Origin of the sequence: Leptospira jelokensis, from assembly GCF_004769635.1 — a bacterium.
Lineage (GTDB): Bacteria > Spirochaetota > Leptospiria > Leptospirales > Leptospiraceae > Leptospira_A > Leptospira_A jelokensis.
Map to the genome: position 1 here is coordinate 1 of NZ_RQGH01000013.1, position 15,554 is coordinate 15,554.

The window sequence follows — 15,554 nt, forward strand, 5'->3', positions numbered from 1 at the left end:
AAATTTTTCAAATTCGATGAAGTTGGCCAAATAAGAGAAAATCTGAAAAAAACAAAATATACTGATCAATAGCACACCAAATTTAGAAATTACTTTTTCTAATTTAAAATTGAATTTCGACTTAAATACTTCAAGGAGTCGATCAATATTGTCTTTAACTTTATCTGAAACGACTAATAAATAAAAAAAACAAATCCCCATATTTACATCTGTTTTATATGACTGAGATATCCAAATATTTCCCTGTTCAGGAATTCTCCAAGAATCAAGTGGCAAAACAAGAATGCTCAAACATAATAACAAAACCATATGTAAAAATTTCCTTGTAAGGAAAATGGCAATTAGACCTAGTATTGTAACGAAAATTCGATGGTCATAAAGTGGACCAAAGGAATCTAATTCGTACCAATTTTTAGGCCAAAAAAAAGCATTCCCTAAAATAGTTTTGAACATTGCAAAACCACTTCCTAGACCTTGGGCTTTATTAGTTTCAATAATCCAATACCGGAAATCCAAATTTCCAGATTTAAACTTAAGAAAAATTAGTATAAGAAGAACAGGAACAAAATGTTTTAAATGAATCCTTCGAAAATCCTTTACCAGATAAAATGTGAAAAAAACAAAAAAAATAAAATCAGTAAAAAGATTAGTAAGTCCAAAAAAAATGGAAAAACCTATGCAATAGTATGCAGAAACCAAATAACCGAAACGTTCCCTTCGATTGGATAAATAATAACTAAATAAACTTAAGTAAGTCAGTTGCAAAAATGGTAGGTAAGTTTCAGATAAAACTCTGTAAAAATCAAAACGCACAAATAAATGAAAGAGAATGAAAGAGAAAAATATTTTTGCAAAGATTACAACTTGTTTCTCTCCCAACATCAATCGGATGGAAAAGAAAGTTAAACCAACTAAAGTAAAAATGGTAACAAAACTTGAAAATAGTAGAATGAAAATTCCATTACTTAATGAATTAAGCAAAAGATATTTTGGCAAAATTGAAAAAAACAAAGATAGATAAAGATACAAACCAGGCATGTGATTACTAGTCACATATTCGTTTAATTTTCCACCTTTCGCTAGAAATAGGGCATTCTTAATATTTTCACTTGCATCGCCCAAATGGACATAACGCCAATTAGCCAACTCAAAGATCCCAACATCTGCGCCTTTAAATTGAACGAAGATAAGTAAGGCAAATATAGCAATAGAAACCAAAAGGATTTCAAGGAGGAATCTGTAAAACAATTCGAGAAATCTCATAAACTAACACAATACTGCGAAGACTTTTACACATTTTCCTATTCAGGGAGGCTGTCAATTCGTATTCAGCGAATACGCCAAGTTTCCCCTACTTATCATTTCAAAGAGAATCGACTCAGAAATTACCCAATAACCAATCCTTATAGAATAAAAGGATGATTTAGATTGACTGCACTATTTATATCTTTCCGCTCAAACCACTTCAATCAACATAAGAGTCGAATCATCTTTCCAAACGGTTTTATTCATTTTTTGGTATAACATCGATTGGATGGATGGAATGACTTCGGCGAAGGGCAAACCGTTCGTACTTTGGATGGTACGAAGCAATTCATCCCATGCTTGCATTCCATCTGCTTCATTTAACTCTTCAAAAAGTCCATCGGTAAACAAAAAGATCCGGTCTCCTGACTCAACTTTTGTTTCAAAAATGCCGTAACGATAGTGTTCCAAAATGCCAATGATGGGTCCCGTGTTCTCTAATATCATTGGTTCGGAGTTCTTTTTTAGGATGACTTGGTTTTGTACACCACCTCCCGCATAACGGAGGATACTTTGGTGGAAATCAAAATCCATTACTAAGGCAGGGAAATAAATTTGCAAATCCGCATTTTTATCATAAAAATGTTGGTTCATGTAGAACAAAAGATCATTGGGACGCATGGCCACAGCCGAAACCCTTTCAAACTCTGATTGGATCATCATAGAATACAATGCAGCTTGTAATCCATGCCCTGTGGCATCTCCCAAAAAAAACCGATAGTAAAAATCTTGGATCCTTTTTACAAAATAGATATCACCTCCTACATCTGCAGTCGGTTTGTACAAAATGTCCACTTTCAGATACGGTTCCATCTCTGGAACCTTCGTGACACTGTGGATGATGGACTTGGCAAGTCTCATGTCCTTTGTGATTTGATCCAATTTACTTTGTAATTCGATTGTTTTTTCTTTGACACGCGACTCTAATCGTTCGTTTAAAATTGTAATTTGGTTTTGTACCTTTTGAAGGGTTTGGTTTTTTTCTGAAAGTTCAATTGCAAGGTTCTCTGCTTCGACAAATCCTTTTGAAAAATTTCGTGCGATGTAAATGGATTGCACAAAGAACATCATAAAAATTCCAAAATGGATGGTAAGTGGAGAATTGATGATGAGGTTATTGACCAAAATATCGTTCACAAAACTGGTCACAAAGACCAAAAAGCTAGTTAAAAAAATGATGGAACCAGGAAGTTTATCTTGGATTGCCCGATACAAAACGATGATCGTGTACAAAGCTCCAAATAAAGTAAATATTTGAAAAGGGATCATCAAATAGGTGTAAAACGATGACCTCGTTACCATGACGATAAAACAAAACGAAAAACCAAAATACTTTAGTAACTCATAAACTCTTCTTGAGAAATATGGTTTAAATAACAAGTATACATACCTTGCAAATATTGGTGTGATAAAGAAAAAACTTAGGTAACTGAGTTTTAAGTGAATTTCCCAAGGGAGATTGGGAAACAATTGTACGAGGTATTTATTACCTGTGATAAACACACGTAAGGCCACAAGAATACAAGTTAATGCAAACCAATAGGTAAATGGATCTTTTTTACGATTCCAATACAAGAAGATATGATACAAACCCATGAACAGGATACTTCCCACCACCAACATATCACGCAGGATTTCGAACTCAAATTGTTTGTGGATTTCGGAAGTTCTTCCTACTGTCAGGATCTGTGCTGGTCCACCTTTTCGATGGTGGTAATTGGAAATTTGTAATAAAAAGGAGGTTTGGTTTTCTTTTGGAATAAAATCAATGATTTGAGGTCGGTATTCAGGTATTCCAGTTTGGTAAGAAGTAGAAACAAATCCATTTGAACCTAATTTTTCACCATCAACAAACAAATTATAGGCGGTTTCCATTTCAGGCAATTTGATAGAAAGAGGGATCCCCTTTTGTCCATGCACAAATTCTAAATGAAATGTTGCATACCCATCACCTGCTAAAAATCCCTTTTCCAAAAAGGAATTTGTCCATACACCTGGAACGGTAAAATAATGAGGTTCGCGGATGGATTTGATTTCAGGTAATTCTTTTGGTAAAAACAAAAGGCCTGGGTAATACTCCCAATCTCCTACCAATTGGATGGTATGATTCGGATTTGCCAAATACTGATCGGCTGTTAGGTGACCTTTCTTTGCTACGGGTGGTACTTCTGTCACAGAACATGACAAAAGTACCAAACTCCAGAGGAAACAAGTCCAAGGGAGATACTGTTTCACAAATTCCCGTTTTCCCCTAGAGACGGTTGGCGATCGGAATGTACTTTCTTTGGTTTTCGCCCACATATATTTGTTTTGGACGAACTTTTGAGAAATCTCCTTTCATCCTTTGTTCTCTCCAATGGGCAAGCCAACCGGGGAGCCTTCCAATCACTTGCATCACAGAGAACATATTTTTGGGGATTCCCAAGGTATGGAAAACCAAACCAGAATAATACTCCAAGTTTGGATACAGGAGATTTTCCATAAAATAAGAATCGTTCCAAACAACTTCATCAATTTGCAAAGCAATGTCTTCTACCGCACTCAGTTTTCGGCCTTTGTAAAATTCTTTGATGATCTCACGTGCCACCTGTGCCCTTGGACTGACCACATCGTATGCCTTTTGTCCAAAACCATTGGTTCGGATGGTGAGTCCTCCCCGTTTGAATCTTTCAAAGTAATCTTTCACAGGAGTTTTTGTTTTGATGATGTCTTCGATGAGGCCAATGGCAGCAGTTGGCCTTCCACCTTCCCTTGCTCCCCATTGTGCCATGATCCCAGCTGAAATGGATGCAAACAAATTCGCTTGGGTGGAGCCAACCACTTGCACAGCAGTATTGGATACATTTTGTTCGTGGTCAGCATGAAGGATCCACATTTGGTTTAGGATACGATCAAATTCTTCTGGAACATTGTAATTGTCTGCAGGCAATTTGTGCATCATATACAAAAAGTTCGTGCAGTAAGGATTTTTATCGAGTGGGTATACAAAGGGATGGCCCACAGCGTGTTTGTAAGTGAAAGCAGCAATGGTACGAATTTTGGCGAGTAATCGTGCAATTAAGTCTACGCCCATATCTAACTTTTCTTCGTACTCTTCTAAATAATAACTCGATAAAGAGGTTACCATCACTGATAAAACAGCGAGTGGGTTTGCCACACCAGGGAAACCATCAAATAGATTTAACATATCCTCATGGATCATGGAGTGTTTTGAAAGGCGACTTGAAAAATCACTTAACTCTTGCTTTGTGGGAAGGTTACCATAAATTAATAAAAAAGATGTTTCAACAAAAGTAGATTGGTATGCAAGTTCTTTAAGGTCGTATCCACGATAGGTAAGTTCTCCTTTTTCAGGATCACGTCTGGAAACTTTTGATAAACCAAGGGCAGTATTAAACAAGCCAGGGTCAACAGTGACAAGCCCTGTTTTTCGATAAAAATCAGTAAGGTCAATGCCTTCCTTTCCATCAGTACCAGTGATCACTGGAAGTTTGTATGTTTTGCCTTTGATGTGGATTTCCACTTCACTCATGAAAAGACCTCTCTCCCTCCTATCTTAGCAAACGTAAGTTAGGAATCTAGAAGAATTTACACTTGGGCGAGTGCAGAATGAAGGGAATCGTGAATGAGAACAAAATCAGTGAGTCCCACAATGTCCATCACCTTGCGGAAATGAGTATTGAGTCCGGCAAATTCAATTTTGCCCTGGTTCTCGGAGGATTTTGTGATGAGGCTGATGAGAGTGGCAATGCCTGCTGAGTTGATGTACGAAGTTTCTGAAAAGTTAAGGATCACACGAGAACGTTTGTCCTGTGGGATCGATTCGTAAGATTCGACAATTTCTTCTTCCGCTTCGGATGTGATTTCGCCAGAAATATGGATCACCGGGAGGTTCCCCCCGTTCTCAAATCCCAATCGAATCTTAAACTCTTCCATCATTAGCCTCCAGGGAATTCCACTGAGAACGCGGGTCAACAAAAATTAGGATTTCGATTTTCTTTCTTCTTTTGTCATCCGACCAAAGGGTTGTTTGCACTTTCGGCAGACAAAATAGATGTCCGTTGGTGTAGCAGATATCCCGACAAGGCCCATGGCAATCATCCCCCAAGTGGAATATTTCACAACCTTACGGGCGTTCTCATCTTCCCGAGTGGTTCCACAATCACAGGTGGGTCGGTCAGCTTTTTTGATGATTTGGTTCATAAAGGAAGGGTTTCGGTTCCGCTAAAAAAACGGAACCGAAAATAGGCAATTTAATTTTTAGAAAGGTATTCTACGTATTTTGCAAGGATATTGATGTTTTCATCACCCAAATGGCCATAGGCTACCATTGGAGATCCTTTGATTCCTTGTTTCAAAGTTTTGGTGATACCAGCAATTGTGTTTCCATTTTTCCATTCAGAAGCAGGAGATTTATAGTTTCTTGGTTTTGGATTGAGAGCAGCAGCTGCAGCACCGTCACCAGCTCCTTTTTCACCGTGGCAAGAAGAACAATTTTGAAGGTACAATTCTTCTCCTTTTGCAATGTCAGGATCGGCACTAGAACTAGTTTCCTGAGCAGCTGGTGTTTCTTCTTTTGGTTTGGAGTCGCCACAAGCCACCATCACAAATGCGAAGGAGACAGCGAGTAGAGAGACTAATACTTTTTTTGAGTTCATTTCTTACTCCGAGATAAGGATGGCTCCAGTCTCCTACCCTTCTCATCTTTTGAAAAGAAGAAATCAGTTTTTTTCTAAAAGATTTGAGAGAGCCTTTTCTAAATTTTGAAACTGAAACTCATAACCTGATTGTAATAGTTTTTCAGGGACAACGTATTGACCTTTTGTCACAACTACACTGCCTTCGCCAAATAACGCTTGTATAGCGAAACTAGGTACTTTGAAAATATTGGGACGTTTTAAAGTTTTTGCCAACTGTTTTGAAAATTCCGCATTACTTGTCGGATTGGGAGAAACCAAATTAAAGGCACCTTTTGCAGATTCTAGTGCCATCAAATGTAATGTTGCGTGGATAAAATCAGAGAGATGGATCCAACTCATCCCTTGGTTTCCAGAAGCGATGGCACCACCGACTCCCAATAGAAATGGAGGGATCATTTTTTCTAATGCACCACCGTTTGGTGAAAGCACGATTCCCGTACGGAGTAGAATCGTTCTAATTCCTGAATGTTCCAAAGGTTTGGTTTGGTTTTCCCAATCCACACAGAGATTTGCTAAAAAATCATCCCCAGGAGGGGACAACTCGGAAAAGGGAGGGTGGACCGATTCGGACATTCCATAATAACCAACAGCACTTGCATTTAAGAAAACTTTGGGTGGTGTCTTAAGGTCTTGGATGCGTGCGACTAGTCCTCTTGTGAATTCAATCCTTGAGGTACGAATCAATTGTTTTCGTTCTTCTGTCCACCTAACGCCTGCAATTGGTTCACCAACTAAATTGAGAATCGCATCAAGTCCCTCTAAATCCGAGGATTGTGGCAAAAGGCAACTTACAAATTCTAGTTCTGGAATTTTGGATAAAGATTTTGGAATCGACTTCCTACGAGAGAAAACACGAAAACGATGGCCATGTTTGACAGCAGTTTCAATGAAGGACGTTCCAATAAGGCCTGTTCCACCTAAAATTCCAATTTTCATAACGACTCCAATGGATGGTGTAAATAAAAAAAGAAGTAGCCCTTTTTCGCATTCAGCATAAGTTTTTCTTTCTATGAGACCTGTGATTGTTTTTCCGATTCTTTTTTGTGTCGTTTGTATTCTCTTTGGAAACTACTTTCTGTATTCTGGAACTAACCAAAAGATCGAACGTTACAAAGAAAATCCACCGTTTCGCATCGAAGACGTAACTGCATCCACTGGGCTTTCGTTTCTATTAGACAAAAATCCTTCCACAGTTTGGAGAAAGATTCGTAACTCGCCGGTCGATTTTGATTTTTTCTTAGAAATGCAACTCTCTCATGTTTGGGATGGGAAGGTTTTCCAACCTAGAAAATTTGAATCCCTATCGGTAGAAGCATGCCCAAATGACACGATCCCTCCTTTTACTTTACGATTTTTGTTACGAGAGAGCATCAATGTAGACAAAGAACTCCGAATGCCAAAGGATATAGTTTCATTTGTACATTTGTTCCAAGAAAAAGGGAAACACCAAATTTCCATTCCACTAGACAAACTCCCCAAGTTCCAAATCGAAACTGAGTATCCAAAGAATATTTATATCCTAACTCCGGAATTCAAATTAAACGGCGGAACTGGTTGTTTGGCTGAAGTGAAATTAAAAGAGGTTTTATGACAACCACACCTAATAAACTTTCCGCATCTCCCACAATTCCGCCAAACAAAGGTAAGGAAAGAAAATTTGACATTACAAGTATTTTAGAAGAAGGGCCACTTCCTTTAAAAAAATCAGATTCTCAAAATCTGGATTTAGATGAAAAACTAAGAAAAGCCTATTTTTGGATTACCAATTTTGCAATCATCAATCCATTTTATGACATCGAATACAATGACACACCACCATTAAAGTTTTCGATTGGTGATTCTAAATCTACCGTTACACTTCCAACAGCGCAAAGTTATTCAAGCTTTGTTTTACTACCTTTAATTTCATTGATTGTAAAAGGAAAATGTTTGTTAGTTGGTGGTCCAGGACGTGGGAAAACGGCATCAGCCATTTTAATGGGAATTTTGGCTGGGTATTCTATCAAAGAAATCAAACGAGCCATCCAACATGGCCAACCACAAATGACAATTACTGATTTACTGGGAAACCCATTACCAAGTGATATGATGCAAGCGAAATCCATGGATGAAATCAAAATCGCATGGAGGAAATGGCTTGGGATGCAAGTAAAAATCATCGATGAATACAATCGTATCCCTACACGAACCCAATCAGCACTTCTCACCATTATGGGAGATAATTATGCAGAAATTTATGACCAAATTTATGAATGCCCAGAGGCCGCTTGGTATCTGACTGCAAATGATGATGCGGGTGGAGGAACTTACCAAGTCATCGAAGCCCTTCGGGATCGAATTGACGTGGTAGTCAAAGCACCACACTTTAACACACGTTTCATCAAGGACCTCATCCAAAGGGTTGAAGAAGGATACAAACCTGAATCACTTGTTCCAAAGGAAATCATATTTTCTGAAGAAGAAATGAAAACCATCACGGAACAAATCAAACAAGTGCAATTCCCAACAGGCCTTCGGCGTAGGATGGAATTTTTTGCATCACAGTTTGAATTTATGGAGTATGCCGGCGAACAGTTGGAATACAAAACAAAAGACACAGCAAAACTCAGTGCTTCCGATTTTAGTCGATTGTCATCTCTTGAGACTGGAAAAGACAAAATCAAAGACATCGGTTCACAAACCAAAAATGGCTTAAGTGTCAGGGCAATTTTTACCTGCATCAATTATGCAAAGGCACTCGCTTACTTTCGAGGACTAACTGAAGTTACTCTCGATGACCTAAGCCATGTTTTACCGTTTGTACTCCATGATAAACTAGCACAAAACATCGACTCCCCTTTCTTTGAAGAAGCTGAAAATCAAATTTATAGAAGTGATCGTGTGAGTTGGATTCGTAAACTCTTTACCTTGTCTTTAAGTGAATATGAAAGGCTTGGGCTTGACAAAAATGATAAAGTATCACAACTCACAGAAATCTTTGAGAAAGGATTAGAAGGTTTGTCTGCGAAAGAGACAAAACAGAGGCTTGTCGAAATTGAAAAAGAAATCGAATCCATGTCCAAACAACGGAAGTTATATGGCCATATGTTTGACGATTTGTTAAACCTAAAATACCTCCACCAAAGGTATACGAATTACTTAAAATGGGTGGAATCAAATGTATGAGTTCCATTCCCTGGAAATCCATCCTTCTCAAACACAAAGAAGTTTGTAATCACTTCGTCCATTCCATAAAAAGAGTGAACCCTCAATTCCCTGAGGAAGAATTGGCCGATCACTTAGAACTTTTTATGGATTCCTTACTGACCAATCTTAAAATTGAAATGGATGATGTAACAATCGTTTCTTTATTTGAAACCTTAGTCATACTGATTTCTAAACATGTTTTATCTATAAAGGACCAAACAAAAAAACTTTTCTATCAAATCCTTTCTGAGATTCACCCTGATGTGAAACGGGATCCAAAGTTATTTTTTTCATATTTCGCCAATGTGTTTTCCAAATTGGAGCCTGACAAAAAGGATGTTTTTCTCAAACGATTCCATTCTATCTTACCCAAAATCCAAACCATAGAGGAATCAAATTTTGTGTTAGGATTATTGTATTGGGCAAGTGGCAAACCAGAATATAGAGAAAGTTTACAATCACCATTCCTGAATCTAAACCCATCTTTAAAATCTGAAATCAAACAATTGTTTGGGATCGATGAATCCTCAATCCAATCACCTTTTTTTGCTAAAGTGGGAAACCAATCAGAAAAACCAAACTTCCACTTCCGTTTTATTTCTGGTTATACCTTGTTTGGTGGCAGTTTCCAACAATTACCGATTCTTTATCTTGACTTGGAAAAGATATTGGTATCTTCAGGGGAAACTTGGTTTCAACTCTTCGTGGATGAATTTGGAACCAGTCTTTATCCCATCGAAAAAACACAATCCGCCGTAAGAATGAGTGATAAACCTTCAAACCTTTGGAAACCTATGATACAACAAAAACTTGATCCTAGTTTCGTCACCTCATCTATTGAAAAGGATTCTTTTTTAATCATCACTCTTAGAAACTCTTACCAACTGTATTTGTTTTATAAGGGGAGAACATAAGTGGATTTTGTAAAAGTTTGGGAATCAAAATGGAATGAAGCACTCAAACTTTGGAGTGATTATGTAAAGTTAACGCCTGCTAAGTTTTTATTCACAGAATCCGAAGAAAAGGGAGAAGGTTTAACTACTTCTTTTGCAGCCATTCGCTTAAAAGACCATAGAGTCCTATTATCTGTGAGACAAATCCAACATTACAAACTCGAAGATTTTGCTTTGGAAATTTTAGGCCACGAAATCGGACACCATGTTTTCTGTCCCGGGGATTTAGCAGACCAAGCAAAATTAGTATACATCACAAATTTAGCAATGCCTCGTTATAACCACCTAACACCAATGATCGTTAATATTTACGAGGACTTGTTTATCAACGATCACCTAAAACGGCAAAATAATTTACGAATGGAAGAGGTTTATAAAAAATTAGGGAAACAGAAGGATCCTTTTTGGAATTTTTATATGCGAACTTATGAATTATTATGGGCTCTTCCTACTGGGACTCTCACCGAAGGGACGTTAAGTGACCAAATCCAATCGGATGCGGCCCTAGTCTCAAGAATGATTCGCAATTACCCTAATGATTGGGAAAAAGCAATGTTCGATTTTGCTAGTATCTGTTTTCCTTATTTTTTTGAGACCAATCAAGAATCGAATTCCAAAGTCATCAAATCCTTATTAGATACTTTGGATGCAGGGAAAGGTCTGCCCCCTCCTTCAGGCCTCACAGACGTAGAAATCTCATCCGAATTATTTCCTACTGAAGGGATCACAGGCTCGAAACGATCCCTTTCACCTGCCGAGTATTCAACCATTTGTAAAAGTATGGGTATTGAAGCAGATATATCTGAAATCACATACCGATACTACAAAGACAAAGCTTTGCCCTACCTTGTCCCTTTCCCAGAGTTAATCACTCCTGGTGCAAAAGAAGAAATTTTAGAAGGGAACGAATTATGGGATCCAGGTTCTCCAATTGATAAAATCAATTGGCTTGAGTCCACAATCAAAAGCCCTGTTATCATTCCAGGTTATACAACCGTTGAAGATGTGTTTGGCGAAACAACATCCAATGAAATCAAATTGAACCCGATCGACTTAGATTTGTTTGTTGACTGTTCAGGTTCCATGCCAAATCCCCAAAACGAATTATCGTATCTAACCTTAGCAGGTGCCATCATCGCTTTATCTGCATTAAAAACCGGCAGTGGTGTGCGAGTGACATTATGGTCAGGAGAAAAAGAATTTTTAACTACGAATGGTTTTATTAAAAATGAAAAAGAAATCTTAAAAGTACTGACTGGTTATTTCGGTGGAGGGACATGTTTTCCTTTGGAACTTCTTGAAGATGGATACAAAGAAGTTCCCAAAAGAAAACGCCACATCCTAATCATCTCCGATGATGGAATTGATACCATGTTCACCCAAACTTACCCACGTGACCCGCGTGCCATAGTGAAAAATGCATTAGAAAAAGCATGTGGTGGAGGGTCAATGGTTTTACAACTGTACCAACCAAACAATAACCCAGTTGTGAATGAACTCAAACAAAGTGGTTGGGAAATTTACCCAATCAAAACTTGGACTGATTTAATTCAGTTTAGTAAGGACTTCGTAGAAAGGAATTATGTTAGAAATCAGATACTACGTTAAACAAGTTCTAAACACAGCCTTACATTTGGTGGATTTACCTTCTGTGTCTCTGGATGCTCTCTGGTTTGATGTATTCTTTTTTCGCACTGGCCAAGGGAAAACAGATGTTTTTCCAAAATCGTTTGATAGCATCACCAATCTCAATCTAAAAGCACTCCATATTATTTTAGCAAATCTATTGAATGACAAGGAGGCACAAATCCCAGAAATACCGAAAGAATCCCTCTTCGAATACTTAACAAATACCTTACCTACTTTATGTGACCTTGTCCCCAATTACAATACATGGACAACGGATGCTGAACGGGCAGAAGAATTGATTCGAAGTGTATTCCATTCACTTGGCATTTTTCCAGAAAATGAAACCAAAGAATACTTTAAAGATCGTTACCTTTCCATTGATTCTCGTGAACGAATCCGAATTTTAGATGAAACAAAAAAAGCACAAGAAAGAGCAAAAGAAATCCTACGGCAATTGAAACAAAAAGAAGAGGAAGAAGCTGCCTCAAAATACAACCGTGAATAAAATTTTAGATTTTGCCACAACACCTCTGTTACGTGAAGAATGGGAAAAAGAATTAGTGAATTTGATCCATTCAAAGTACGCACCAAAATGGAATGCCAAAATTGGTGACCGAATTGGAGAAGATGAATACCAGTTTGTGAAATCATTCCAAAACGAATTTTTACAAGCCAAAAAAGATGCGAACTACCAAACCAAAGAGTCCATTCTTTTATTCATTGAAGTTTTTCGCAATCAGTCTGAATTTTTTCGCTCCCGTTTGTTTGGACTGAACATTAGTGACGAATACGAATCCATCCCACTCACGAATCGAGATGACCTACAAACAAACATCACTGCCATCATTCCAAAAGATTTAGATTTATCCAAGATGGTGATCAATCCAACTTCTGGGACAACGGGAAAACCAATCCTTGCGCCGAACCATCCAAAGTCAATTGGGTGTTATGTACCTCTGATTGAATACAGCGTAGAAAAGTTTGGAGTAAAACCCATCCATTCACCAAAATCAACATTCGCCATCCAACTTTGTTACCAGGAAAAAACCATAGAATACGCCACCTGTCATAGTTTGGCGGGAGGGGCCAAATTTGCCAAAATCAATATCCACCCAAATTCATGGAGAAAACCTTCGGACTTACAAAATTTCCTCATAGAATCTTCTCCACAAATCTTAACTGGCGATCCCTATGCCTTTGAATCCGCAATGAAAATGGGGATCCAATATAAGCCAGAAGCCATCCAATCTACTGCCCTTGAACTAACGCCAGCTTTACGATCTAAACTCAGTGATTACTTTCAATGCCCCGTGATCAACTTTTATTCGTTAAACGAAACAGGGCCAATCGCATATTCCTGCCCGATCCATCCTGAATGGATGCACATCCTACCCCATGATTTGTATGTAGAAGTATTATCAAAAGATACTGGATTCCCAGTCCCATCGGGCAATATGGGTGAGATTGTCGTCACTGGAGGAAGGAACCCTTATTTGCCACTTTTACGTTACAAAACAGGTGACCTGGGAGAAATTCAATTTGGACCTTGCCTTTGCGGTGACCATTTCCCACGTTTACGCCTGTTATCTGGTCGAAAATCCGTTTATTTTCAGAATACAAATGGAGATACTATTAATCCAATTGATGTAGGAAGGATTCTCAGAAAAAAACCATTCATTTTCCAATTCCAAGTGGAGCAAACCAGAAAAGATGAATGGGAATGCCGCCTGTCTTTGGAAACGGAAATCATAAAAGATGAATTCCAATGGGAAATAGAAAAGAATATTTTACATAAGGAACTAAAATCCCTTTTTGGTGAAAATTCCAAAGTTTTGATTTCCACCAATTATCCGTTAGATGGAAAAAAGCAATTGGCTTATATCAATTCTTATCAAATCCAAACTGAGGCCAACAAATGATCCATGGACTCGTTCTTGGTAAATTTTACCCACCTCACAAAGGCCACCTCCACCTAATCAAAGAAGCAAAAAAAAAATGTGATCTACTAACAGTGCTTATTTGTTCTTTAGAACGTGAGATCATACCTGGAGAACTCCGCTTTGAATGGATGAAAGGATTAATCCCAGATCCCAATATAAAATTGGTTTGGGTGAAGGACGAAAACCCACAATACCCAGAAGACCATCCCAATTTTTGGGAGATTTGGAAACAAACAATTTCATCCCATTCCAAATTACCCATCGATTTTGTGTTCACCTCAGAATTGTATGGTGACCCACTCGCGTCTGTTCTTGGGTGCCAACATATACCGATTGATCTAAAAAGAAAACAAATACCCATCTCGGCATCAAAGATCCGTGAAAACCCAATCCAATATTGGGAATACATTCCTGAACCAATCCGATCTTATTTTGTCAAACGGATTGTTCTCACAGGAAGTGAGTCCGTTGGGAAAACCACACTGACAAAAAAACTGGCAAATCATTTTGAAACCAATTGGATCCCTGAGTTTGCTAGGCAATATTTGGAAGAAAAACCAACTCCAATGGACGAATCCGATTTTTTACCGATCGCGAAAGGGCATCTTTTGAGTGAAATTGAAGCCGCAAAAAACTCAAACGGAATTCTATTTTTGGATACAGATTTACTCACAACAAAAGTATATTTAGAAAGATACTACAGATCAGACATCCCTTGGCTCACCGAACGGGCGCTTGGTTTACAATATGATGCATCTTTATTTTTAGACATCGACATTCCATGGGAAAAGGACAAATTACGAGACTTAGGTGACGAAAGGGAGGAAATGAAAAACCGTTTTTTGCAAGCGATGGCTGAAGCCAAACGAGATTTTTTTATGATCAAAGGGAATTTTTTAGAAAGAGAGAAATTAGCAATCGACTATGTAAATCAAATCAAAAAATGGCCAATCCATCCGATTTCTTTTACAAAAGAACAGATTGCCTTACGTAAGATCCAATAACATCCGTTGGTAATACCTCACCATTCACCAAGTTTTTCATTTCATAAAGTGTGGTTCCCTTAGAAGCATTATCAATATTTTTAGGACCAATTTGATTTTTGATATGTTCACCGATGACAAAACGTACTTCCAAACTAAAGCGAGAATATCCTTGTGAATTGTCATTAGTTCCATGCAAATGGTGAGAGGCAAAAATAAAATAATCACCAAAATCTCCCGCAACCGAAAGAGGGTTTGGATCCGAAACAGGACTTGTAGGTTTTGGGAATACTTTTTCACCGATTTTTGGGTGATCGGAACTTGTTTGGAACCCACCCGTTTCTATCCAATGCTCATAGTCAAATGAGTGAGAGTTGTTTTCCACCGGGTTCAAAAAATAAGAAGGATAAAGAGAAAACCCAGAACCTAACTCTACTTTTGTGATGGGAAGCCACAAATTGATTTGGTTTTCAGGATTGGCATACCACGGGTCACGGTGGAGGAATTGAACTGATTCTGCACCTTCCATTTGGTGGAATCCATTTGGAACACAACGAAGCCGAAACAAATCCACATACACATCATTTGGATCAACATTCCACTCTTCTAATATGGGAATAAGGAAGTTTGCAATGGAATGGTTTTCATAAATTTTGTGGCGAATCTTTGCCATTACATTCTGTAATTGCAGAAAGGGCATTTGAGAAGAAAGAAGACAAGGATCACCTGTTTGGAACTCGTCTTGGATGTACTGATGGATTGGGTTTAGGTTTGTTTTAGATCGTTGGGAAAGTTTACCGAAGTCTGTATGTCCTTCGTAAAGGGATATTATCTCCATTCCTTCAACTTTCCATTGGT

At 38.1% G+C, this 15,554-nt stretch carries 15 protein-coding genes; 7 read left to right on the top strand and 8 right to left on the bottom strand.

Annotated features, from left to right (window positions below; translation table 11 throughout):
• The 7 genes from EHQ62_RS06805 to EHQ62_RS06835 form a co-directional block, all read right to left on the bottom strand.
• Positions 1-1,218, bottom strand: a 1,218-nt coding sequence (locus tag EHQ62_RS06805) for a hypothetical protein (protein WP_135641455.1), incomplete at its 3' end; no start/stop codon positions are given.
• A 237-nt stretch (positions 1,219-1,455) separates the two neighbouring features.
• Positions 1,456-3,540, bottom strand: coding sequence for a SpoIIE family protein phosphatase (locus tag EHQ62_RS06810; RefSeq protein ID WP_135641456.1), 2,085 nt, complete (start codon positions 3,538-3,540; stop codon positions 1,456-1,458).
• Positions 3,541-3,556: 16 nt separating this feature from the next.
• Complete coding sequence (locus tag EHQ62_RS06815; RefSeq protein ID WP_135635808.1) at positions 3,557-4,837, bottom strand: citrate/2-methylcitrate synthase; 1,281 nt, start codon at positions 4,835-4,837, stop codon at positions 3,557-3,559.
• A 56-nt stretch (positions 4,838-4,893) separates the two neighbouring features.
• A complete protein-coding gene (locus tag EHQ62_RS06820) occupies positions 4,894-5,244 on the bottom strand; it encodes an STAS domain-containing protein (RefSeq protein ID WP_039928787.1) in 351 nt (116 codons plus the stop codon).
• Positions 5,245-5,286: 42 nt separating this feature from the next.
• A complete protein-coding gene (locus EHQ62_RS06825) occupies positions 5,287-5,508 on the bottom strand; it encodes a hypothetical protein (protein ID WP_135617659.1) in 222 nt (73 codons plus the stop codon).
• Positions 5,509-5,558: 50 nt separating this feature from the next.
• Positions 5,559-5,963 carry a c-type cytochrome gene (locus EHQ62_RS06830; protein ID WP_135641457.1) on the bottom strand — a complete coding sequence of 135 codons (405 nt, stop codon included), beginning with the start codon at positions 5,961-5,963 and terminating at the stop codon, positions 5,559-5,561.
• Between the two features lie 63 nt (positions 5,964-6,026).
• The gene (locus EHQ62_RS06835; RefSeq protein WP_135641458.1) at positions 6,027-6,941 is read right to left on the bottom strand and encodes a TIGR01777 family oxidoreductase; all 915 of its coding nucleotides are present in this window, start codon (positions 6,939-6,941) and stop codon (positions 6,027-6,029) included.
• A 73-nt stretch (positions 6,942-7,014) separates the two neighbouring features.
• Here EHQ62_RS06835 and EHQ62_RS06840 point away from each other — a divergent pair, with 73 nt between their 5' ends.
• The 7 genes from EHQ62_RS06840 to EHQ62_RS06870 are packed head-to-tail and all read left to right on the top strand — an operon-like array spanning position 7,015 to position 14,717.
• Positions 7,015-7,596 carry a hypothetical protein gene (locus EHQ62_RS06840; protein WP_135641459.1) on the top strand — a complete coding sequence of 194 codons (582 nt, stop codon included), beginning with the start codon at positions 7,015-7,017 and terminating at the stop codon, positions 7,594-7,596.
• Complete coding sequence (locus EHQ62_RS06845; protein ID WP_135641460.1) at positions 7,593-9,170, top strand: AAA family ATPase; 1,578 nt, start codon at positions 7,593-7,595, stop codon at positions 9,168-9,170. Before EHQ62_RS06840 ends, EHQ62_RS06845 begins: the two co-directional genes overlap by 4 nt.
• On the top strand, positions 9,167-10,105 hold the full coding sequence (locus tag EHQ62_RS06850; RefSeq protein WP_135641461.1) for a hypothetical protein: 939 nt from the start codon (positions 9,167-9,169) through the stop codon (positions 10,103-10,105). The genes EHQ62_RS06845 and EHQ62_RS06850 overlap by 4 nt, the downstream gene beginning before the upstream one ends.
• Positions 10,106-11,752 carry a vWA domain-containing protein gene (locus tag EHQ62_RS06855; RefSeq protein ID WP_135641462.1) on the top strand — a complete coding sequence of 549 codons (1,647 nt, stop codon included), beginning with the start codon at positions 10,106-10,108 and terminating at the stop codon, positions 11,750-11,752.
• Entirely contained in the window at positions 11,727-12,278 is a 552-nt protein-coding gene (locus EHQ62_RS06860) for a hypothetical protein (RefSeq protein ID WP_135641463.1), read from the top strand. Before EHQ62_RS06855 ends, EHQ62_RS06860 begins: the two co-directional genes overlap by 26 nt.
• Positions 12,271-13,692 carry a phenylacetate--CoA ligase family protein gene (locus EHQ62_RS06865; RefSeq protein ID WP_135641464.1) on the top strand — a complete coding sequence of 474 codons (1,422 nt, stop codon included), beginning with the start codon at positions 12,271-12,273 and terminating at the stop codon, positions 13,690-13,692. The genes EHQ62_RS06860 and EHQ62_RS06865 overlap by 8 nt, the downstream gene beginning before the upstream one ends.
• Positions 13,689-14,717, top strand: coding sequence for an AAA family ATPase (locus EHQ62_RS06870; protein ID WP_135641465.1), 1,029 nt, complete (start codon positions 13,689-13,691; stop codon positions 14,715-14,717). The genes EHQ62_RS06865 and EHQ62_RS06870 overlap by 4 nt, the downstream gene beginning before the upstream one ends.
• Here the strand turns inward: EHQ62_RS06870 and EHQ62_RS06875 are convergent.
• Positions 14,680-15,534 (bottom strand): hypothetical protein, encoded by an 855-nt coding sequence (locus EHQ62_RS06875; protein WP_135641466.1) that lies wholly within the window; start codon positions 15,532-15,534, stop codon positions 14,680-14,682. The two genes, EHQ62_RS06870 and EHQ62_RS06875, sit on opposite strands and share 38 nt — an antisense overlap.
• Positions 15,535-15,554 lie beyond the last annotated feature (20 nt).